The 21097-nt window shown below is 41.2% G+C and carries 19 protein-coding genes; 5 read left to right on the plus strand and 14 right to left on the minus strand.

What is annotated here, in order from left to right:
* Positions 1-9: 9 nt before the first annotated feature.
* From ureC to QFZ31_RS16935, 10 genes are all read right to left on the minus strand, one after another.
* The gene (gene ureC, locus QFZ31_RS16890) at positions 10-1722 is read right to left on the minus strand and encodes an urease subunit alpha (RefSeq protein ID WP_307304773.1); all 1713 of its coding nucleotides are present in this window, start codon (positions 1720-1722) and stop codon (positions 10-12) included.
* Positions 1719-2048 (minus strand): urease subunit beta, encoded by a 330-nt coding sequence (locus QFZ31_RS16895; RefSeq protein WP_307304776.1) that lies wholly within the window; start codon positions 2046-2048, stop codon positions 1719-1721. The genes ureC and QFZ31_RS16895 overlap by 4 nt, the downstream gene beginning before the upstream one ends.
* A gap of 32 nt (positions 2049-2080) precedes the next feature.
* Positions 2081-2383, minus strand: a complete 303-nt coding sequence (locus QFZ31_RS16900) for an urease subunit gamma (RefSeq protein WP_307304780.1) — start codon at positions 2381-2383, stop codon at positions 2081-2083.
* On the minus strand, positions 2364-3626 hold the full coding sequence (locus QFZ31_RS16905; protein WP_307304783.1) for an ArgE/DapE family deacylase: 1263 nt from the start codon (positions 3624-3626) through the stop codon (positions 2364-2366). Before QFZ31_RS16905 ends, QFZ31_RS16900 begins: the two co-directional genes overlap by 20 nt.
* 12 nt (positions 3627-3638) lie before the next feature.
* Positions 3639-4865, minus strand: coding sequence for a M20 family metallo-hydrolase (locus QFZ31_RS16910; RefSeq protein ID WP_307304786.1), 1227 nt, complete (start codon positions 4863-4865; stop codon positions 3639-3641).
* Between the two features lie 4 nt (positions 4866-4869).
* Positions 4870-6243 (minus strand): allantoinase AllB, encoded by a 1374-nt coding sequence (gene allB, locus QFZ31_RS16915; protein ID WP_307304788.1) that lies wholly within the window; start codon positions 6241-6243, stop codon positions 4870-4872.
* 9 nt (positions 6244-6252) lie between these two features.
* Complete coding sequence (uraH, locus tag QFZ31_RS16920) at positions 6253-6612, minus strand: hydroxyisourate hydrolase (RefSeq protein WP_307304790.1); 360 nt, start codon at positions 6610-6612, stop codon at positions 6253-6255.
* On the minus strand, positions 6612-7562 hold the full coding sequence (pucL, locus tag QFZ31_RS16925; protein ID WP_307304792.1) for a factor-independent urate hydroxylase: 951 nt from the start codon (positions 7560-7562) through the stop codon (positions 6612-6614). Before pucL ends, uraH begins: the two co-directional genes overlap by 1 nt.
* A 513-nt stretch (positions 7563-8075) precedes the next feature.
* Positions 8076-8564: a 2-oxo-4-hydroxy-4-carboxy-5-ureidoimidazoline decarboxylase gene (uraD, locus tag QFZ31_RS16930; protein ID WP_307304795.1), complete on the minus strand. Its 489-nt coding sequence runs from the start codon at positions 8562-8564 to the stop codon at positions 8076-8078.
* A gap of 293 nt (positions 8565-8857) precedes the next feature.
* Positions 8858-10426: an IS200/IS605 family accessory protein TnpB-related protein gene (locus QFZ31_RS16935; RefSeq protein ID WP_307304798.1), complete on the minus strand. Its 1569-nt coding sequence runs from the start codon at positions 10424-10426 to the stop codon at positions 8858-8860.
* 473 nt (positions 10427-10899) lie between these two features.
* Between QFZ31_RS16935 and QFZ31_RS16940 the strand changes: the two genes are divergently transcribed.
* The 5 genes from QFZ31_RS16940 to adhE all read left to right on the plus strand — a co-directional run bounded on the left by QFZ31_RS16940 (position 10900) and on the right by adhE (position 16726).
* Positions 10900-11370 carry a nucleoside deaminase gene (locus QFZ31_RS16940; RefSeq protein ID WP_307304800.1) on the plus strand — a complete coding sequence of 157 codons (471 nt, stop codon included), beginning with the start codon at positions 10900-10902 and terminating at the stop codon, positions 11368-11370.
* A 24-nt stretch (positions 11371-11394) separates the two neighbouring features.
* Positions 11395-13125, plus strand: a complete 1731-nt coding sequence (ade, locus tag QFZ31_RS16945) for an adenine deaminase (protein ID WP_307304802.1) — start codon at positions 11395-11397, stop codon at positions 13123-13125.
* A 118-nt stretch (positions 13126-13243) separates the two neighbouring features.
* Complete coding sequence (locus tag QFZ31_RS16950; RefSeq protein ID WP_307304805.1) at positions 13244-13633, plus strand: SET domain-containing protein; 390 nt, start codon at positions 13244-13246, stop codon at positions 13631-13633.
* A gap of 168 nt (positions 13634-13801) precedes the next feature.
* A complete protein-coding gene (locus QFZ31_RS16955; RefSeq protein ID WP_307304808.1) occupies positions 13802-14029 on the plus strand; it encodes a hypothetical protein in 228 nt (75 codons plus the stop codon).
* Positions 14030-14122: 93 nt separating this feature from the next.
* The gene (adhE, locus tag QFZ31_RS16960; RefSeq protein WP_307304811.1) at positions 14123-16726 is read left to right on the plus strand and encodes a bifunctional acetaldehyde-CoA/alcohol dehydrogenase; all 2604 of its coding nucleotides are present in this window, start codon (positions 14123-14125) and stop codon (positions 16724-16726) included.
* 79 nt (positions 16727-16805) lie between these two features.
* Here adhE and lacD read toward each other — a convergent pair whose 3' ends face one another.
* Genes lacD through QFZ31_RS16980 form a run of 4 tightly spaced genes read right to left on the minus strand, consistent with a single transcriptional unit; the run spans position 16806 to position 21097 of the window.
* Positions 16806-17816, minus strand: coding sequence for a tagatose-bisphosphate aldolase (gene lacD / locus QFZ31_RS16965; protein ID WP_307304814.1), 1011 nt, complete (start codon positions 17814-17816; stop codon positions 16806-16808).
* Positions 17817-17830: 14 nt separating this feature from the next.
* The gene (gene lacC, locus QFZ31_RS16970) at positions 17831-18757 is read right to left on the minus strand and encodes a tagatose-6-phosphate kinase (protein ID WP_307304817.1); all 927 of its coding nucleotides are present in this window, start codon (positions 18755-18757) and stop codon (positions 17831-17833) included.
* Positions 18754-19920: an N-acetylglucosamine-6-phosphate deacetylase gene (gene nagA / locus QFZ31_RS16975; RefSeq protein WP_307304820.1), complete on the minus strand. Its 1167-nt coding sequence runs from the start codon at positions 19918-19920 to the stop codon at positions 18754-18756. Before nagA ends, lacC begins: the two co-directional genes overlap by 4 nt.
* Before the next feature lie 10 nt (positions 19921-19930).
* Positions 19931-21097 carry an SIS domain-containing protein gene (locus QFZ31_RS16980; protein ID WP_307304823.1) on the minus strand — a complete coding sequence of 389 codons (1167 nt, stop codon included), beginning with the start codon at positions 21095-21097 and terminating at the stop codon, positions 19931-19933.

A 21097-nucleotide genomic window follows, 5' to 3' on the forward strand; every position in this document is an offset into this window, starting at 1 on the left:
TTGCTCCTCCTAAAATAAAAAATAACGCTGTGCCATCGGCAGTACCTCAGCTGGTTCACAGGTAACAAGTACTCCATCCACGATGACTTCATATGTTTGCGGGTCTACTTCAATTTTGGGCATTTCCGCATTGAGCTTCATATCCTTTTTTGAAAGTTGACGGGTTCCATGTGCAGGCTTGATTTGTTTTTTCAGCCCCAATTTTTCATGAACACCAAGTTCAATGGCCGCTTTTGACATAAAGGTAATACATGTTGAATATTTTGCTTTACCAAAGGAAGCAAACATCGGACGGTACAAAACAGGCTGCGGAGTAGGGATGGAGGCATTTGGGTCTCCCATCAAACTGTGAGCAATCATTCCGCCTTTAATGACAATCTCAGGTTTAACTCCAAAAAAGGCTGGATCCCAAATCACTAAATCAGCCAGTTTTCCAATCTCAATGGAGCCAACTTCATCGGCAATTCCGTGGGTAATCGCTGGATTAATCGTATACTTGGCGATATATCGCTTAACCCGGAAGTTATCCCCCACTCCCTTATCCTCCGGCATTTTTCCTCTTTGTTTTCTCATCTTATCGGCTGTCTGCCAGGTCCTTGTAATCACTTCACCAACACGACCCATCGCCTGAGAATCTGAACTAATCATGCTGAATACGCCCATGTCATGGAGAATATCCTCTGCCGCAATGGTTTCTTTCCGGATACGCGAATCAGCAAAAGCGATATCCTCTGGTACATCAGGGTCTAGGTGATGACAAACCATGAGCATATCCAAATGTTCATCTAATGTATTTTTTGTATAAGGACGTGTTGGATTGGTTGAGGAAGGAAGTATATAAGGATAGCTTGCCACCTTAATAATATCTGGGGCATGTCCTCCACCAGCTCCTTCAGTATGATAGGTATGTATGACCCTGCCATTAATGGCCGCCAGCGTATCTTCTACAAACCCGCCTTCATTTAAGGTATCGGTATGGATGGCAACTTGGACATCATATTGATCAGCGACCCTAAGGCAATGATCAATCGCTGAAGCTGTCGTCCCCCAGTCTTCATGGAGCTTTAGCCCAATGACACCCGCATTTACCTGCTCGATTAACGGTGCTTCCGATGAGGAATTTCCCTTTCCTAAGAATCCAAGATTCATCGGAAACTCCTCTGCAGCTTCCAACATCCGGTGAGTATTCCACTCACCTGGCGTACAGGTTGTCGCATTGGTACCCGTAGCAGGGCCAGTGCCGCCGCCAATCATAGTAGTAATCCCAGTGGATAGTGCTGTTTCAATTTGCTGAGGACTGATGAAATGGATATGGGCATCAATACCTCCCGCAGTGACAATCATTCCTTCACCTGCGATTACCTCTGTGGAAGCCCCAATGACCATATCGACACCATCCATAAGAAGGGGATTACCACTTTTTCCAATTCCAGATATCCTTCCATCTCGTATCCCAATATCAGCCTTATAAATTCCGGTGTAATCCACAATAATGGCATTGGTAATGACCACATCGAGTGCTCCGTCAGCTCTTGTAGCAAGCGGATGCTGTCCCATCCCATCGCGAATCACTTTACCGCCGCCAAATTTCACTTCATCCCCATAAACCGTAAAATCCTTTTCAATTTCAATAAATAAATCGGTATCTGCTAGTCGAATGGCATCACCTGCAGTGGGACCAAACATGTCGGCGTATTGCCTTCTTGACATTCGAAAACTCATGCAGGATTCCCCTTTCCTTGGTCTAACGGGCCATCTGTTTTATTATTTAGGCCATAAACCTCCCGCTTTCCTGCAAAAGGGACCAGTTCTACCTCTTTTGCATCGCCCGGTTCAAAGCGGACAGCAGTGCCCGCTGGAATATTTAAATGTTTTCCATATGCTTCCTTGCGTTCAAATTGCAGAGATCCATTCACTTCAAAGAAATGAAAGTGGGACCCCACTTGTACAGGTCGGTCCCCTTTATTTAATACCCTCACCTTAGAAGCGGGTCTTCCCTGATTACAGGCAATTGGATCTTGTTTTAGTACATATTCTCCAGGAATCATTCTATTCTCCGCCTTTTCTATTAAACTAGCATCTACCGGATCGGTTCGTGAACAGTTATGAGCTTAGTTCCATCCGGGAATGTGGCTTCTACCTGTATATCCCGAATCATTTCCGGTATTCCTTCCATCACGTCCTCGGTGGATAGTATCGTTGTCCCTTCGCTCATCAACTGCGCCACGGTTTTACCATCTCTAGCACCCTCCATAATTTCATAGGTAATGAGGGCAATCGCTTCAGGATAATTTAATTTCAATCCGCGGTCTTTTCTACGCCTCGCCAAGTCGGCAGCGACGACGACCATTAATTTTTCCTGCTCACGCTGTGTTAATTTCATGGTTTCCTCCTGCTAATAAATCATAAAGTGTACAAGCGATGATTTTGGTTGCAGCCTGTAAATCAGAAAGTCGAATATTCTCATCGGCACGGTGTCCATTCGCCTCTTCTAACACTTTAGGTCCGACCCCAAACATAATCGTTGGTATTCCTGCAGCAAAGAAGTGACGGGCATCTGTATATAATGGCACCCCGTGAACAGGTAACTCACTCTCCTCTTTCAATATCATTTGCCAGTTTGCAGCCAATGCTTGAACTAATGGTGTATTCTCAGGAACTGGTCCAAAGCTTTTCGCATGGAGGATCTTCCTAATTTCAACTTTTATACCAGGTATGTCTGATACTGCTTGATGTACGAGTTCTCTAAACTCAAACTCTGCTTCTACAAAGTCCTCTTCAGGGATTAATCGACGATCCACTCTTATGGTGCACTCATCCGGCACCACGTTGGTATTAATACCGCCTGAAATGAGTCCCACATTCAAGGTTGGAAAATCAATTCCTGGGATGGACGATTTCTTTTCTGCCAGTGTTTTACGATAATCATATAAAACCTGTAAGATTTTAGTCGTCGCCTCGATCGCGTCAATTCCTGTATGCGGAAGAGCCGCATGCGCTGACTTTCCTGTTGTTTTGATTTCAAAATGCAAGCACCCATTATGAGCATTTACAGCTGAATAGGTAAACCCTGCGACAATCGCTTGATCGGGCTTGATATAGCCTTGATCAATTAGCCGCTTGGGTCCTATTTCTCCTCCTGTTTCTTCATCAAACGTGAAGGCAAGGTCCACCCTTCCAAAAAGCTGGGCACTGACCTGTTTTAATGCAAGCACCGCATAGGTATAAGCGGCAATGTCAGACTTTGATACAGCCACTCCACGCCCATACATTTTTCCATCAACTATTTCTCCTCCATATGGGTCGACACTCCAACCTAAACCAGGAGGGACCACATCTCCGTGAGCGTTTAATACAACATTTGTACCTTCTCCAAACACTGTAGGTGCGAGGACGTTAGCCATACTAACCATCCCATTTGCTTTTACACTTTCTTCATCTACTTCGAGGAGGGATACATTTTTAAACCCAAGCTCGGAAAGCTGTTTCTCTAAAACTCTGGCTATCGGTAAACAATCACCAGCGGGATTATCCGAAGCCGTTTGAACTAATGTTTTCAAAAAAGAAACCAGTTCTTCCTCATGATCCTGTATCCACTGCACAATCTTTGTTTTATCCTCATTCATGTTAATCACTCCTCAGTGGTCGTAGGCTAATTGATGTAATAATTGTATGAGTACCTCCAGGCCTGTTTCCAAATCCTTTGTTGAAGTAAACTCGATTGGGGAATGGCTAATCCCGCCCTGGCTGGGAACGAATATAATTGTTGTAGGACAAATGCGTGCAAACAACTGCGCGTCATGCCCAGCACCGCTATTCATCCAATGGAAAGGAAAAGTGCTCCTAGTGCAAATGCTTTGTACAATTTCATTCAGTGTACGATCCATCTGGGCTGGCTGAACTTCATGCCACATCTCAATCTGTATATCCAAATCGCGTTTTTTAGCATGGGTTTTAAAAATTTCAGTGAATTGCTGACAAAAAGAACTTAAAATTGATTCGTTCGGATGCCGAGCGTCTACTGTAAACCGAACTTGATTAGGAATTACATTAGGTACATTAGGCTCAACAAAAATTTGCCCCACACTTGTTACAAGATCTTCATCGTAATTCTTCACACTTTCGTATAAGTCATGAATCATGTTTACCGCCCCATGCAAAGCATCTCTTCTCCATATCATCGAGGTGGTTCCAACATGGTTCGATTCGCCATTCACCGTAATGCGAAATCGCTTTTGACCGACAATGGCTTTGACAATGCCAATTGATTTTTCTACTTTTTCAAGGGTGGGTCCTTGTTCGATATGTAGTTCAATAAAATTTTGGATATCATTTCGGACCCTGTATTCGGAAAGCCCAAATCCTGCCGCCATCATAGCTGTCTCGAAGCTTATTCCCTCTGAATCCTTGATATCACTAATTTCATTAAATGAATAAGTTCCCGTCATCATACCTGACCCCCAAAGGGCAAGTGGAAACCGGCTGCCTTCTTCTTCGCAAAAAGAAACCACCTCAAGGTTTATAGCAGGTGTCCCATACGTCTTTTTTAAAAAATCTAAAGCCAATATTCCTGCAATAATTCCATAGGCGCCATCATATTTACCGCCTGCTTTGACGGTGTCGACATGTGAGCCAATTAAAATAGTTTGGGCATTTGGATTCGATGAAGGCAATCTCCCAAATAAGTTTCCAATAGAATCATAAGTTGTGTGGAGCCCAGAATTCTCCATCCATCCCTTTAAAGCTTGCTGGGCATCCTTCCAAGGTTGGGAATAAAGTGTTCGAGATACACCTCCATCTGGTTCTCCCCCAAATGAAGCTAACCACTCAATTGCCTCTTCCAGATTAACGGGGAATTGCCCCATAAACTCACTTCCTTGGCTGTATATACTGACCATACTTTTCTGGGGTTACCCCTGTTTGATCGTCATAAATGACTTTTCCTCGTAAAATGGTTTTCTTTACTTTTAACAAAAATTTTCTATTTTCATAGGGGGAATATTGATTTCGAAAGGCAATGGATTGCTGATCCGCTATCGTTGTCTCATCTAATGAAATCAAGGCTAAATCTGCATCCAATCCGGGTTGAATTTTTCCTTTCCTTCCTGATATACCAAAGACATCAGCAACATTCGCTGCGCCTAGAGGAAGTATGTTTTTAAGTGGAATCTTCCTTTTCAATGCCTCATCCAGTAACGCAAGCCAGGTAAATTGTACTCCTTGGATTCCACCCCATGCTTCCCAAATGGAATCAGTATTTTTCATCGAATAGAGACAGGGGGAATGATCGGAACCAATGGTATCAATCCAGCCGTTTGAAATACATTCCCACAACCCTTCCACCTCTTCCCTCGACCGAAGCGGCGGGGCACACTTAAGGATGGCACCAGCTTTGAGGAAATCTTCTTCATCAAAAAGTAAATAATGTGGGCAGGTTTCTACTGTGACGTTTATTCCGCTTTTCTTTGCTTGGTGAATGAGTTTAACTACTCTCGCAGAACTGATATGAACAAAGTGGACACATGTACCATAATTTGCAGCTGCCTCTAACGCATAACGAACCGCCTGTTCTTCCGCTGATATCGGCCTGCTGGCGAGAAAGGCTTTACGCTCGTTGAGACCGTTTTGATTTTTATAAAAAGTGGTAAGGGTTTGAATCTCTTCCTCCCATTCTGCATGCAGAGCGAGGATTTTATTTTGTTGTGCGGCTATTTTCATGGCAAGCTTCAGCTGGTGTGGTGAAACAAAGGGAAAATCATCGATACCGCTCTCAGACATAAATGCCTTCCAACCGATAATTCCCTCACTCATCTTGGTTAACTCTTCCTGCTGACGAACGGAATTCCCTGTCATTCCGCCCCACAAAGCATAATCAATATAAGATTTGGAGGTTAAATACTCTGTTTTATTGTGTAGATTTTTTACGGTTGTCACAGATGGGGAACAATTTAGCGGCATATCAAAAATCGTTGTCGTTCCTCCAATAGCGGCGGCACGGCTGCCAGTTTCAATTCCTTCCCAATCCGTCCGGCCGGGATCATTAAAATGAACATGCGCATCGATAAATCCAGGAACAACGAGGCAGCCACTGGCATCTATAGAATTGATTTTGTTTTCTTTCAAGGGTTCAGGTTCGCTTTCGAATAGCGCCTCAATCTTGCCGTCTTTTATTTTTATACAAGCATACCGAAAACCATCTTCTGTAAAGACATATCCATTTTTCACCCAAACTTCAGTTTTCATTTTCCCCTCCTAACTCCCCCTGTAGGTACTGTACCCTCCTGGTGATATCAAAAGCGGCACATGATAATGGGAAGCCGGTTCAGAAATACCAAATCTTACAGGAACACAATCCAGGAACGAGGGATCCTCAGCGGAAGCTCCGCGATTTCGGTAATAGTCTCCTATATAAAAATGAAGTTCATAGATTCCCTTTTTCATATTATCCCCCTCCAAAAGGGGTTGATTTAATCTCCCATCTTGATTTGTGTAGGAAAAACGGATGGTCTCTTTTTCTTTATTTGGGCCAACACGCACTAACTCCACTAATACACCGCTAGCCGGCTTTCCTATGCTAGTGTCGAGGACATGAGTTGTTAGCTTTCCTGTCATTACTTTGATGCCTCTTCAGACTCTAAGTCATCACGCGTCATTGAAAAACATTGGAAGCCATAAGGGGGACGAGGTTCAGTAAATACTTTTCCTTCATGTGAGGCAGGAATTTCATCTAAAATTGTTTCCCATGTACGGTTATTGGATTCGAAACGTACTTCTGCTAACTGTGGGAAACGCTCTAGGATTCTAGTACCAATACGGTAAATGAGATTTTGGATAGATGGAGAGTTTTCTTCATGAAAGACGGTGTACGCAATATCTCTTACCTGTTCTGCGGCCACATAGCCATCAGGTGTATTTCCCCTGCCGTCCTCAAGGTCGTTATATCGCCAATCAATATTTAAAAAGATAAACAGCGGGCGATCATGGGATTCCGGCAATGTCGTATATTCATCCTTCACATAGCCGTAAAACGAACTGCCCTTTACCTTAATAAGCTTAAGACCCTTTAAACTGCTTAGGTGATGAGTGGTGATAATTTCATCTTTTTCACGTTTCACGTCTATCGAGGCTCCTGCTTGTTCATTTAGTGAATAGCGAAACACCAACGGGCTTGGTTCAAAGCCGCCATTTGTCGGGACAGGAAGTTCTTCAAAGGAAATCTGTTCACCTGAAATTTTAATACCTGTCATATGTGAATATGTCTCAAGAAACCTCTGTGCGACAAACTCAAGAAACCCTTCCTGGGTGGCGCCCTGATAATCTCCTGCATGCCTAAGGATGAAATTTTTCATTGAATCCGTTGCAACCACTAAAGTGTTGTCACCATCTTTAAATGAGGGGAAAAATGCTTCACCTTCAACGGCGACTTTTACATTCATGCCAAAAAGAATGTTATTTCTACCGGAGAAGGTGGATTCGGGGATGTTTCGAATCATTGTTAACGGCTTAGCGTAGGTCCGATAAACCCACACATCCGCTTTCCCGTAGCTCATCGTTCTTTTCATATTGTATTTAGCCTCCTTTTTTATTTTAAAAGGCTTTAAAATTAGGTCATGGGTACCACTTATTTTTGCACTTCTCGTAACTTTGTTGCTTATCAACAAGAACCTATATTAAGGACAAACCTTTCTGAAGGGTTGAGAGATTTGTCCTCAAGACCCTTGATTAAGGACTAATCCTTCTGACAAGCCGTGAGATTTGTCCTCAAGACCTTTGATTAAGGACTAATCTTTCTGACTGGCTTTGAGTTTTGTCCTCAAGACCCTGGATTAAGGACTAATCCTTCTGACTTGGCCGTGAGTTTTGTCCTCAAGACCTTGGATTAAGGACTAATCCTTCTGACTGGCCGTGAGATTTGTCCTCAAGACCCTTGATTAAGGACTAATCCTTCTGACTGGCCGTGAGATTTGTCCTCAAGACCCTTGATTAAGGACTAATCCTTCTGACTGGCCGTGAGTTTTGCACTCAAGACCCTTAATTAAACATCAAACTATGCGAAAACGATCACCATGAACAAATCATCCTATGAAAATATCATTCAATCGAAACCCAGCGATTTTATACACTTCACGTAAGGCAATGTAATATTCTTCCTCGTAAGTATTATGAACCCTTTGCTTCATTGCTGCTAGAATCGTTTCCTTGCTTTGCCCCTTTACGGCCATAATAAACGGAAATTGAAATTTATTTACATACATCATATTTAGAGATACAAACTCCTCAAACTCTTCCTTTGAAAGCTTATCAAGGCCTGCTCCAGCTTGCTCCTTTTGGGAAAACTCGGACATTTGCAATCTTGTTCCTAAATCGGGGTGTGCACGAAGTAACGCTAGCTGCATAGACTCCTCGGCATTTTGAACAATATCAATCATCGTTTGTAAAAGGTTCTCATGGGATTCAAACGGCATATTTTCCCATGCTGCTGAAGCCACCCACGGAGAATGTTCAAACACCCAGCCTACTTTTTGTACAAACTCCTCCTTGCTCATTTGATTTACTTCCTCCATTGCCTCACCTCTCTTCCTCCAGCTGGTGACCATACAGCTGGGTTACAGTTAAAACTATATATATTCCGAACCTGGTTACTAAAGTCTACCAAATTCTACATTTCGCCTCCGAACCAAGAAAAGGAGACATACCGCGACGATTCTCACGTCATTCCATCAGGAAGGGAATTACACCCTTGTCATGAACCTATTGTTCAAGACAGCCCGCGGTGCTCTGTTAGAGCCGGCGTTTTGCGGTAGACCATTCCTTCCATTGGTCAGCCTACCACAAAGATTGAATTTTAGTACCAGGATTACACCTCCTTGAATTGTAATTTTTGGTTCTTGATCATTAATGTTTTATGAATCACATTCCATAATTTCCAACTATGGTTTTCCTTGAATGTTTCTATATTTCTTAACAACATCCCCAAATACTTCCGCCTTTGCTTGCCGTTTTTTGACTTTTTCTCGGATTCTTCCATTGACCCAAGAATAGAAATCAATTTTGGCTTTACTAGTTGTCTTAACTGGATTAGGATTTCTTGTGGTATTTTTTCATCAAAACCAAGACATCTTCTCCCAATAACAAGAGCAGCTGCTTCATGAACGGATAAGCCATACTTTTTACTATATTTAAATCGTCCAACAACGGATGTATAAGCGGGATTTACTTTTTTTATTTTAAAACCAAATTTAATTCCTCTAGAGATAATAGCCTTTTGTAATTTTGTTTTTGCAAACGCATGGACAAGGCGGTTGAATCGTTTATTCGTATCATGATCTTGTTTTAATGTAATATCTTCTATGACGATAGCTCCCACGTTCCAAGACAAAAGATACTGAACGATATCTTTTGCAATTTCTCCTGAAATATTGGACCTGCGGTTGCTTTTTACATATTCCATTTCATGACAATAAAAGGTTTTAGATTCTAATAAATTTCCTTGTTTGGTTAAAATAGAAACCGCTACGCGATCAATGTTCACATCAATTCCCCCAACTAAATCAGACTGAATCTTTTCATTCCCATTCAGCATAGAACCATGGACTATGTCTTCATAAGTGATGTGGACATAAATCTCACTATTTTTCCGTTTTAACTCAATGGAATAGGGGATATATTCTTCCAAAGGTTTGTTCTTAGAGGTAATACCAACTTCATTGGGTAATACTACCCCAACAATAACATCGAAATATTTATCCGGTACATGTAGTTTGAAACGTAATCTAGGACTCCTTTTTTGACCCTCAACTAATAGTGGATTGGCCACTTCTATAAAAAACTGTTGCTCCCCCTTGTCGAATACGATTCTGGTGTTCAAATTACCCTTTTTTGACTTATCACCGCGAGAATAAAGGGTATTAGATCGTAGATCCTTCCATTCATTTCTTGTTATTTTCCCTTTTAAACGTTCATGAAAATTCCTTTTTCCCCCAAAGATCACGGTGGGAATCGTCTGATCTTCCTGGTGTTTTAATAAAAGGGATTCCTTTACTTGAAGTTTTTCTAAGCTGGCACTCAACCCTTTTAAGCAGGTCTCAAGAGGGACTTTTTTCGACCTTTTCCTACCTGTCTGATAATCTTCTAATTTCATGCAGGTCTTTTTAATTTTTCCTTGTACTCCTTGGATTCTTAAGGGTAAAAGTTCTTTTTGACTTGAGATCATGGCTTGGGCTTGCATCACAGCATCTTCAGCATATCTTTTGTTCAAATGAAAGAGAGCACTTGTCGATTTAATTAATTTGCCGGACTGTTCACCCTCTAACAAGCGATTAAAGGAATACCGCAATGCAGCGCAAAAAACAGTCATTAATCGATTTAGTTTTTCAAGCTCGACGGCACTCCCATCGTCTATTAGGCAAATTTTCGTAACCTTCATTCCATCCCCTCCTAAGAACAAATGTTCTATATTAATTATAGGGTTTTATTGGAAGAAAGGCAAAAATTAGTCCCTTTTCTTTTGTCAGATTTTAATAATATTTTGTAGTTTCTTATAGATTTATTTAAACAGTTACAACCTCCTAAAAATACATCAACTGTTCTCTCTCTATTTATGAATCTTCATAAATGGCTTAGGAATTTGTCAGCTATCGGTGACACAGTAAACTCGTCCTGCCAATTTTTCACTATAATATCGAAATGCCGAAATAGTATCTACAAACGTGTCATATAATCTAACAAGTTTTTTAAATAGTCCCAGCCAAAAATAGTGTGTTAACAAACCTAACAACAAGGAAGAAATTCTATGTATGTTATAGAATAATGAATTTCAAGTTAAAAAGATTATTAAACCTTAGTGCTAATCCATAGCTTACAAATGGATAAAAATATATCAAAGAATGGAGAGGTTACATGTCAGATATTCATTTTATGAAAAAAGCGATTGAGGAAGCGCTCAACAATGTCCTAACCAATCATGGTGGACCATTTGGAGCAATCGTGGTGAAGGATGGAAAAATAATCGGAGTTGGCCGTAATGAAGTGACTTCCACCAACGATCCAACCGCACATGCAGAGGTCCAGGCCATTCGCGCGGCCTGCAGCTATTTAAAGGATTTCCAACTGACGGACTGCGAAATCTATACCAGCTGTGAACCTTGTCCAATGTGCATTGGTGCGATTTACTGGGCTAGACCAAAAGCTGTTTACTATGCCTGCACGAAACAGGAGGCGGCCAAGATAGGGTTTGATGATCAGTTCATTTATGAACAACTCGAACTTCCAATGGAAAATCGTAAAATACCCATGGAGAAACTTTTTCCGGACGATGGTGATATTCCTTTTCGAACATGGGAAAACTCAAAGAATAAAGTAGAATACTAATTCATAGTTAGAGGGTGTCGAGCAATGGAGAGAAAACAATTAACCCGAAGAATCTCTGTGGCTTCAGGAAAAGAACCTGCTGATACCGTCGTTATAAATGGCAGGATCATTGATGTTTTTAACGGAGAAATAATCGAAGGTGATATCGCCATTGTGGATGGTTATTTCGCAGGTATCGGAAAGTATGAAGGGAAAAGTATTGTAGACGCAAAAGGACGTTATGTCATTCCGGCATTTATCGATGGGCATGTTCATATCGAATCGTCCTTGGTAACGCCAAGTGAATTCGCTAAAGTCCTTCTTCCACACGGTGTAACGTCCGTTATCGCTGACCCCCATGAAATTGCGAATGTCCTAGGTACGGCTGGGATTCAATATATGCTAGATTCTTCCGAAGATCTTCCTTTTGATATTTATATAATGCTCCCTTCCTGTGTTCCAGCGACAAGCTTTGAAAACTCAGGTGCTATTTTAAAAGCCGAGGAGCTAAAACCCTTTTACCACCACCCTCGAGTCCTAGGATTAGCAGAAGTCATGAATTTCCCTGCTGTCCTAAATGCAGAAGATGATATGCTCAACAAAATATCTGATGCGAAACAGTTCGGAAAAAAGGTTGATGGTCATGCGGCGGGATTATCTGGAAGTAACTTGAATGTTTATATGGCTGCAGGCATTAAGACCGATCATGAAAGTACAACAGCGGAAGAAGCGAAAGAACGCCTTCGGAGCGGAATGTATTTAATGATTCGTGAAGGAACTGTCGCAAAAGATTTACAGAATTTGATTCCAGCTGTAAATGGGTATAATTCGCGGAGGTGCTTATTTGTTACCGACGATAAGCATTTAGATGACCTTGTGCTTGAGGGCAGTATTGATCACAATGTAAGACTAGCAATTGCTGAAGGACTCTCCCCTATTACTGCTATACAAATGGCTACCATCAATGCAGCAGAATGTTTTGGGCTTGAAGATAAGGGGGCTATTGCCGCAGGTTACAAAGCGGATTTTTCCTTAATCGATGACCTTGAAACGATCAGAATTTCTCATGTCTATAAGGACGGAGTGGCTGTCGTACAAGATGGCAAATTGGTTACGGATTGTAGTAACAACCTACAGGATTGTTTAGGACAGTCTGTTCACTTTGATGAAATCATGGAATCCAATTTAAACATTCACTTATCCTCAAATAAAGCAAATATCATTGAAATTATCCCTAACAGCTTAGTCACACGACATTTAGTGGAAGAAGTCGATATTTGCGGTCAAGGGTTCTTCCAACCTTCGACTAGTGCGGACCGGTTAAAGCTTGCCGTAATTGAACGCCATCATATGACCAGACAAATTGGTTTAGGGATTGTCAAAGGCCTAGGTTTAAAATATGGCGCTATTGCCACCACGATTGCCCATGATTCACACAATCTAATTATTGCTGGAACCAATGATAGTGATATGGTTATGGCTGCAAATACCATAAAAGAAATGCAAGGCGGGTTGGTTGTCATTAAAGAGGGTCAAATCCTCGCATCATTAGAGTTGCCTATTGCAGGCTTAATATCTAACCTTCCTTACCAAGAGGTCTATTCGACTCTTAAAGAGCTGCACCATGCTCTTGGGAAGCTGGGAGCAAACGACCATTTCAATCCCTTTTTAACCCTTTCCTTTTTAGCTCTTCCTGTTATCCCCGAGATAAAACTTACTGATAAAGGTTTATTTAAGGTATCAACATTCGAGCATATTAACATCAGTTCTGATTAAATTTCGTGCTTTTTAGACATACTATCATGCGAGAAACCGAAAAATGGTTGCTTTCAATGCCATTACCTGTCAAACTATAAGGATATTGACTTCATAGAAAGTAATGTAGGTGACGAACATGATAGAAGTAAAATCTTCAAAAATCAGTGACGGAGAGTTCAATAGAGGAGTATTCGCTACACGTGATATTAAAAAGGGTGAACTTATCCATGAAGCGCCCGTTATCGCCTATCCAAATGCAGAGCATGAACATATCGAAAAAACATTGCTTGCCGACTATGCGTTTGAATATGGGATCAACCACACATGTATTCTCTTAGGTTATGGGATGCTATTTAATCATTCCTATCAGCCGAATGCCACTTATGAGATTAATTTTCCAAACCATTCCTTTGACTTTTATGCTTACAAAGACATAAAAGCAGGCGAAGAGATTTTTATCAACTATAATGGTGATGAAGAGGATCAAGAACTGCTTTGGTTTGATAAAGAAAAACAAGATAACTAACAGCCCAACGATTAAGGGCTGTTTTTTTTGCCTTCTCCCCCTACTTAGGTAAAAGGAACCATTTTTTGAATTATCGTTAATAATTCAAAGTTTGTTCAATATTTCACAAACTTTTATCGGAAATCAGTGTTATGATAAATTCATAAAGAGCACAAGGAGTGATAAGACATGATGCTATGTGAATGGAAATCCTTCTCAACAGATTCTGAAACCTATACACAAGAAGTGTTTGAAGAAACTGTTGGTGATGAATTTGAGGCAATGATGTTTAAAGATAATGAAAATATTCCATGTTATATTTGGACAGTGAATTTTGTCATCATCGTAAAAAAATACTCTAAAGTACTTAATGATATCTCTTTTGAAAAGATACCACGAAATCCAGTTTGTGAGTAACAAGGTAATTCCCTATCAATTGGTTTGTTATTATTTTTTTATATAAACTTGTGAAATATTTCACAAAGTCTAAAATTAACTGGAGGAATTAAAATGGCAGTGGCAGAAAAAACAGGCAAGGAATTGCAAAGTGTAGCATCCATGATTGATACCCTGGTAGAAAACGGTCGAAAGGCTTTAGAGGAATTCCGCAGCTTCGATCAAGAAATGATTGATACAATTGTGAAGCAAATGGCCTTGGCAGGTCTTGATCAGCATATGCAGCTTGCAAAACTTGCTGTTGAGGAAACGAAACGAGGCGTTTATGAAGATAAAATCATTAAGAATATGTTTGCAACTGAATATGTCTATCATAATATCAAGTATGATAAAACCGTCGGCATTGTAAACGAAAACGAACATGAAGGAATCATTGAAATTGCAGAACCGGTTGGCGTTATTGCTGGTGTTACACCTGTAACCAATCCAACTTCCACAACAATGTTTAAAGCACTAATATCTATAAAAACGAGAAACCCAATTGTGTTTGCCTTCCATCCATCCGCACAGAAATGCAGCAGTGAAGCGGCAAGAATTCTTCGGGATGCAGCTATAGCAGCAGGAGCTCCTGAGAATTGTATTCAATGGATTGAAACACCATCTATTGAGGCTACACAAGCACTGATGAATCACTCTAAAATATCTATGATTCTTGCAACTGGCGGCGCGGGAATGGTCAAATCCGCTTATAGCTCTGGTAAACCTGCTCTCGGCGTTGGACCTGGAAACGTTCCGTGCTATATGGAGAAATCAGCCAACATTCATCAAGCAGTAAATGACTTAATCTTATCAAAGACGTTTGACAACGGAATGATTTGTGCTTCTGAGCAAGCCGTCATTATTGATCAAGAGATTTATGCAGCGGTTAAAAATGAGATGATTGCAAATAATTGTTATTTTTTAAACGAAGAAGAAAAAGCTAAAGTTGAAAAATTAGTTATTAATGAAATTTCATGTGCGGTTAATCCAAATATTGTTGGAATGGCTGCTAGTAAAATTGCTGCATTGGCAGGCGTAACCGTTCCAGAAAACACTAAAATACTTGTAGCTGAATTAGACGGCGTCGGACCAGCATACCCGCTATCAAGAGAAAAATTAAGCCCAGTCCTAGCCTGTTACAAGGTTAATAGTCTTGAAGAAGGCCTAAAAAGAGCAGAAGAAATGTTAGAATTCGGCGGTCTAGGACATTCTGCCGTCATCCATTCTCAAGACCAAAATGTCATTAAGCAGTATGGCTACCGAATGAAAGCTGGAAGAATCATTGTCAATGCCCCATCTTCACAGGGCGCTATCGGTGATATTTACAATGCTTATATGCCTTCCCTAACACTTGGCTGTGGTTCATATGGAGGAAATTCTGTTTCCACTAACGTTGGTGCAATTCACTTAATCAATATTAAAAAAGTAGCCCAAAGGAATGTTAATATGCAATGGTTTAAAGTTCCGTCCAAAATCTATTTCGAGAAAAATGCAACACAGTATTTAGCGAAAATGCCGAAGATTTCTAAAGCATTCATTGTAACGGACCCTGGAATGGTGAAACTAGGCTATGTAGATAAAGTATTATACTATTTAAGGAAAAGACCGGATTATGTTCACTGTGAAATTTTCTCAGAAGTAGAACCAGATCCATCCATTGAAACTGTCATGAAGGGTACAGAAATGATGGCTAAATTCCAGCCGGATGTAATTATTGCCCTTGGCGGCGGTTCAGCGATGGATGCGGCTAAAGGTATGTGGCTGTTCTATGAAAATCCAGAATCTGAATTCTTTGGTTTAAAACAGAAATTTCTCGATATCCGTAAACGAATTGTGAAATATCCTAAGTTAGGTGAAAAGGCACAATTTGTAGCGATCCCAACCACCTCTGGAACAGGTTCTGAGGTAACTTCCTTCTCCGTCATAACCGATAAGGAAGCAAATATTAAATACCCGCTCGCCGATTATGAATTAACACCAGATGTAGCGATTATTGATCCACAGTTCGTTATGACTGTACCTAAACATATTACTGCTGATACTGGAATGGATGTATTGACTCATGCAATTGAGGCTTACGTGTCTTGTATGGCAAATGATTATACAGACGGCCTTGCAATGAAGGCAATCCAGCTTGTATTCGAATATCTGCCTAGAGCTTATCGAAATGGCAGTGATGAATTAGCACGTGAAAAGGTGCATAATGCTTCAACGATTGCTGGGATGGCTTTTGCAAATGCATTCCTTGGTATCAATCATAGCCTTGCCCATAAGCTTGGTTCAGAATTCCATATTGCACACGGACGTGCAAATACAATCTTAATGCCACATGTTATTCGCTATAATGCGGCCAAACCAAATAAATTTACAGCATTCCCGAAATATGCCCACTTTGTGGCAGATAAGCGATATGCAGAAATTGCAAGAACACTCGGACTGCCTGCGAATACAACGGAAGAAGGAGTAGAAAGCCTTGTTCAGGCAATCATTCGCCTTGCAAAAGAACTGGACATACCAATGAGCATTGAGGCAAACAATGTGGATGCAGCACTTTTCGAAAGCAAGGTTGACTACCTTGCAGATAAAGCATTTGAAGACCAATGTACCACTGCTAATCCTAAGCTTCCTCTAGTAACAGAATTAGCTGAAATTTACCGTAAAGCATATAAGGGAGTTTAATAGAGTAATTTAAGCAAGCTGAAAAAGCCATCCAGAACACATGGATGGCTTTTATCCATATATGATTTTTTTCTTTAACTTAATAAGCTAGAGAGCTGTTATTATTATTAACCTTTTCAAACCAGGAGCTGGCGGACTCTTTCAAAACAACATTTAATTCTTCAATATTGTTTTTACCAATGAGTTGTAACCATTCACGGCCTGCCTGTTCACCGCCGGAAGCAAATGGGGCGACACCGTCTTTCCAAGTAGCACGGCCGCACAACACGCCATTAAAGGTCGAACCGGATTGTTTGGCAAATTTCAATGTTTCCTGGAATAATGCCGCACTTACTCCTGCACTTAAAAAGATAAACGGTAGCTCAGTGGACTCACTTTGCTCTTTGAAATACGCAGCAGCTTCATCCCTACTATAAACGGTTTCACCCTCTGTATACCCTTCAACAAAGTTCATATCTACGGGAACTTCTACTTTCAGAACATCAACTTGATACTGTGGTTTGGAAAACTCCCTCATTGCCTCAATCACTTTATGCGGCTTCACTTTTGCATACTCTTTACTTTTAACATCATCAATGTTCGCATCATAGGAGACGATTTCTAAGAAAAACGGAATATCCTCGGCAGCACACTCAGAACCTACCCGTTCCATATAAACATGTTTATAATCATTGATTTTCTCATCTTCATCGACATCATAGTACAGTAAAAATTTCACGGCATCAGCACCGGCCTCTTTCAATCGCTTCACGGACCACTCTGGCAATAAATCAGGCAGGCGGCCTACAGCTGTTGCATCGTATCCGGTCTTTTCATAGGCTACCAATAATCCCGAGTCTTTGCTGCGGACTTTAGCCGCCGGCAGTCCATATTCTGGATCTAATAGAATCGCAGTAGAATAAGGTGTTAATTCTTCAGATACCAATTCTTTAAAGCGGATAATCCCTTCATCCCCAACATTATTCGTACTTCCAGATGCAATCATCTTTTTCAATGAGCCGCGTTGATCAATCGCTAAAGCCCCAATAATACCATTTTCATCAGATAAACGCTTTAAAGCGTCCAATTTGTTTTTAGATAATTCTAGCATCGATATTCCCCCTATTAATCTATTTTTACCAAATCAAAATACTGTCCGAACTTTGCCATGTTAATCGATCCCGTACCGGCTTCCATCGTATTGAGCATCCCCGTGGTCATAGCCGTTTTCAACACAGTTTCTACCGATTGATTTCGATTCAATGCCACCGCTAACCCAGCAACGACTGCATCTCCGGACCCAACCGGATTCACCACGTCTATTTTTGGGAGAGTTACTCGGTAATCTTCCGTACCATGTCTTACAAAAGCACCATCCCCACCCATCGAGACAACAATCCATTCAATCTCTTTAAACCAGTCATGATCTAAAGCTTGTTTCAAACTGCTAATCCTGCTATCCACTTTCACGCCGAGCAGCTGAGATAATTCCGTAATATTTGGCTTAATCGCAAATGGCTTTTCTTTATGTAACAAGGCTGCTCTTAACGGTTCTCCTGATGAATCCAATACCACCGGAATTCCCTTTCTCTGACTAATGGCTAACATTTGCTGATAAAAATCCACCGGCAATCCCTTAGGCAAACTGCCCGAAATCGTCACCAAGGAAACTTTAGCCAACAGGTCTTCATATTTCTCTAAAAAATCTGTCCCTTCTGCATTCGTTAAGGTTGGCCCAGATTCTAAAATTTCCGTTTGCATCCCTTCATGAAGAATGGCAATACAATTCCTCGATTCTTTTTCGATTTTCAAAAAGTCATTCGGAATTTGGCTTTTATTTAATTCCTGTACGATGTAATCGCCGATGGTTCCGCCGAGCACACCCGTTGCCAGGACTTCTTCTTCCATTTGTGCAATCACCCGTGCAACATTTAAGCCTTTACCGCCAGCCGTTTTTCGAACATTTTCCACACGGTTCACAGTATCCAACTTGAATTCATGGAGGGGATAGGAAATATCCACAGATGGATTCATCGTGACAGCTAAAATCATCGCACTCCCTCTTTCTGTAAATGGTAACGACAAACACCATCAAGATAAGTCGCAAGTAAATCCAGTTCAGGACTCAACACAATAAAGTCAGCAGCGTACCCCTCAGCAATTTTCCCGCATTCCACGTCCAGCCCAATACTTTTTGCAGGTGCAGTGCTTGCCATATAGATTGCTTCCTCCGGTGTCGCAATCCCCCATTCGACGACATTTTTGACAGCATCATTAAGCTGCAAAATACTGCCGGCTAAACTGCCGCCTTCGATTCGGGCTGCACCGGCTTTCACCTCGACAGGGAATTCTCCGAGTTGATAGTTTCCTTCCGGCATTCCACCAGCCATCATGCAGTCAGTTACCAAAACGGTATAATCTCTGCCACGGACATTCATTAAAATATTAGCCGCAGCAGGATGAACATGATGTCCGTCACAAATGATTTCCGCAAAAACATCTTTTAAATTCATCGCTGCCCCGACCATCCCTGGCTCACGATGGTGCAGCGGACTCATTCCATTGAAGGTATGAACAAAAATAGAAGCTCCATTTTCAACCGCTTGCTTTGCTTCTTCATAAGTGGCGTCACTATGGGCTAGTGCCACTGCAATCTTTTCACCTGCCGCATATTCAATAAATTCCGCTGCCCCTTTTCGTTCAGGGGCAATGGCAATTTTTTTAATAGAGTCATTGGATAATTCCTGCCAATCTTTTAATCGTTCAATCGATGGGTCCGAAAAATATCTCGTGTTATGCGCCCCTTTGTGTTTTTCGGTAAAAAATGGCCCTTCCAAAAAAATCCCTTTAATTTTGGCTCCACTAACTTTTTTGTAGTTTGCACCAATCATTTCAACGACATGATTCAACGCTTCCGTTGAGGAAGTTAAGGTTGTCGGCAAAAACGAAGTAACCCCACAGGAAAGAACCCCTTCAGAAATCTGATTCAACCCTTCAAAATCATTGTCCATAATGTCATGATTTCGAAATCCATGAATATGTGTATCTACTAAACCAGGAGCAATCCAATGGCCCGCAAAATCAATAATTTCCGCCGCCGCAACTGGTCTGTTTTCTGAAAAACTACCAAATATTCCATCTTTTATTTCTAAAAACCCTGGCCCTTCAACCTTTCCATCAAGGAAAAACTTATCAGCAAAGATATACTTAGACATGCTTCTTCCCCTACTTAAATTCATAAATGGTTACGCCTTTAACGACACGGTTTACCGTTCCTGTCGGTGAAGGTGTGTCTGGTGTGTTGCCTACTTTTACCGAAGCGAGCAAGGAAACCGTCTGTCCAATCATGACAAAAGGTAGTGCTAAATAAGCATCCGGCACGAACTTGGCCTCGCTTCCGAATCCAAATGTGTTCCCATCATAATTGGTATCTCCATCAACCTCGATCGCACAAATATAGCTAGCCATGTTATCCAGCTGCATTTCTTTTAACATATCTAAATCGTATTGACGTGTATAAGGTTGGTTGGAAACAAACACAAAAACCAATGATTTTTCGTTCACAAATGATTTAGGACCGTGGCGGAATCCTAACGGTGAATCAAAGGCAGTGACAATTTTTCCAGCTGTCAGCTCTAATATTTTTAATTGTGCTTCTCTCGCTAGGCCTTCTAAACTGCCAGATCCTAGGTAAATGATGCGGTCAAAATCGATATCGATGATTTCTTGGATTGCGTCTTCCCTTTGAATGACACTTTCACCCATTTGCTGAATCACTTTCACAATCGCCGATTTTTCTTCCAACGGCAAAGAATCAAAAACGAGTAACGCCGTTAACGTCATGCATGAATAACTGCCCGTCATCGCAAAACCTTGATCATTCGATTTTTCTGGCATCAATAGCAATATATTATTTTCATCCCCTGTTGCCCGCTTCGCTAATTGGCCATCCTTAGCACAAGTAATCGTTACCTGATACAAATCGGTTACGATTTGCTTCGCTAATTGTACAGCGGCGATACTTTCCGGGCTGTTGCCGCTTCTAGCAAAGGAAACTAACAAGGTTGGGAAATCTGCTTTTAAAAATTCATAGGGGTTAGACACTAAAGTGGTTGTCGGAATACTGAGCAATTCCCACTTATTTTCATTCACTTTTCCTTTTAGGTAAGGTGTGATGGTATCTCCGACATAGGCAGACGTCCCTGCACCTGTAAAAATGACGCGAACCCGGCCGTGTTTCGTTGATAACTTTAGTAAAAACTCTTCAATATCCCTGCTTTTCTCTGTAAACAAGGTAAATGTTTCAGCCCATAAATCAGGCTGCTGTTTTATTTCTGCCGTTGTAATCGATGCACCTAGTGGCACTAATTTTTCTTCACCTAATGTAAACAT

Source organism: Neobacillus niacini (assembly GCF_030817595.1).
GTDB classification, from domain to species: Bacteria; Bacillota; Bacilli; order Bacillales; family Cytobacillaceae; genus Neobacillus; species Neobacillus niacini_G.